Origin of the sequence: Bacteroides sp. (assembly GCA_036351255.1) — a bacterium.
Lineage (GTDB): Bacteria > Bacteroidota > Bacteroidia > Bacteroidales > UBA7960 > UBA7960.
On the sequence record JAZBOS010000145.1, the window covers coordinates 1 to 2,081 of the forward strand.

Consider the following 2,081-nt stretch of genomic DNA (forward strand, 5'->3'; position numbering starts at 1 on the left):
ACTACCTGGATGAAGATCTCATTCAGGGGCGGGATGGCAACTTCGAAGGCGGTCATCTCTATGCCCTGGTGGATGAGTGTTTTGAGAACCTGGTGCGGCTCAACATTTTCCGAAAGAACAAGAAGCTGGCGGCCATTCAGTTCACGGATTTCCTTCACCCCATCAATTGCGCCTGGCAAGGGCGTGCGCGGCCTGACAAAGATATCCCGTGAAGCGAACTGATCCTGGATCTCTTGCAGGGTGCCGTACAGCACTCGGTGCCCGTGGTCGATGAGCAAGATGCGGTCGCACAATTCTTCGACCTGGTTCATCTGGTGGGTGGACATGATGATGGCTTTGCCTTCGTCGCGCTTCGCTTCGAGGATGTCCTTGACCATTTCGGTGTTGACCGGGTCGAGGGCTGTAAAGGGCTCATCAATGATGATCAATTCAGGATCATGGACCAGGGTGGAAATCAATTGAGCTTTTTGCTGCATACCCTTACTGAGCTCTTTGACCTTCTTGTCGCGCACATCGTACAGGTCAAAATATTGTAGATAATCGATCAATTTAGGACCAATACTTTTTTCAGGTAGGCCTTTAAGGGAGGCAAGGAAGGTCAGGCAGCGTTCTAGGGGGATATCCTGGTACAACCCACGTTCTTCGGGGAGATGGCCGATGCGATTTTTCTTTTCGTCGGTCATGGGACCATCAAAAACGGCGATTTCACCCGAATCAGGCTCGAAGATGTCGAGAATCATGCGGATGCAGGTGGTTTTCCCTGCGCCATTGGGGCCCAGCAGACCAAAGATCTCGCCAGGTTCGATTGTAAAACTCAGGTTATCGACGGCGACTGTTTCGCCAAACCGTTTGGATACGTTATCAACGTGAATGATTGACATAGGTTTCCCTTTCTATTGAAAGAGGATGAATAGATTTAATTTTTGCCATCATTATTTTTCTCGTTTAGAACACCATGCACATTTTATATTATCATTGCTTTAAGCTGCCTAGCTAACTGACCGGATTATAGGCTAATCAGGCATCTAGATCTGAAACTTGGATATTAAATATCCACCTTATCAGGCTTTGTTCCTTCTGCTTAACAACCACAGCGTGGTGATGTCGAAGGCCATTCCCAGCAAGATCAGCGGCCAGGCCCATACCAGGTCGGCTTCCAGGGGAGTCGGACAGGGTTCATCCGTGGTTTCAAAAGTGAGGACGGGCCAATCTTGAACCCCTTCGATGATCTCTGCTGCCGTTAAGTCTTCATCCTCAAAGGGGATTAAATGCTTTCCGACCGGGCTGTGGACCAGGTAAAGATAAACGGCTTCCCATTCTTCATCCGTTTTTGGTGGGCGTGCAACCGCGCAGACCCGCTCGAAGCCATTCTGGAGGGTCACCTGGGGGTTTTCCTGGATGTTTTGGTACCAATCGGTCCCTTCGCCAAACCCGCTGATGATGTAATACTGGCCTTCATGTATAAAATACTCAACCGGTGTACGGCGTGTTTTTCCTGTTTTCCGCCCGGTGGTGGATAGGATCAGGATGTAATTACCAAACATCTTCCCCAAGCCGAGTCGGTAAAGCACAACCGGTGTTTTTAATAGTTTTTGAAGCAGCCTGCACTCCGGGTAGGGAAAGGGTTGAGGGGGTTGAAATACTTCGTTTGTCATGTTTTCCTCCAGGATATTTCTTTATTTGTCGAGATCAAACTGTTTTTGCTTGGCAAATAACTTTAATAGTTAATTTGATTTCTCGTTGGTTGTGATTATACCAACAGAATGATACTGCGCAGCCTGAGATTAATAGGTTAGGAGGTTTTTTCCTGAAAGATAAGGATTTTGTGATAAAAAACTGCCACTATAGCGAAGAAGATAGGGGGGCTCAATCGTTTGAGTTGATCCTTTATACTCTGAAAGTTAAAAAAATTTCATCTGATGCCTGCGGTTTTTAATGTGACAATCTTGCAGGGAAATGGTTCTTCTAACGAACGCAGATGTTTCCAGTGCCAGGACCTGTAATATGACCGATTTGATTGGCATGAATTCCTTTTTTCCTCAGACTTTCCAAGAGAATTCCTGTTTCAGTTGTTGGTAAAC

2 protein-coding genes are annotated in these 2,081 nt (G+C 46.9%); both read right to left on the bottom strand.

Features of this window, described 5'->3' with window-relative positions:
* The coding region (locus V2I46_14040; protein ID MEE4178621.1) for an ATP-binding cassette domain-containing protein at positions 1–881 on the bottom strand (881 nt) is incomplete at its 3' end.
* A gap of 180 nt (positions 882–1,061) precedes the next feature.
* Positions 1,062–1,571 (bottom strand): nitroreductase family deazaflavin-dependent oxidoreductase, encoded by a 510-nt coding sequence (locus tag V2I46_14045; GenBank protein ID MEE4178622.1) that lies wholly within the window; start codon positions 1,569–1,571, stop codon positions 1,062–1,064.
* Positions 1,572–2,081 lie beyond the last annotated feature (510 nt).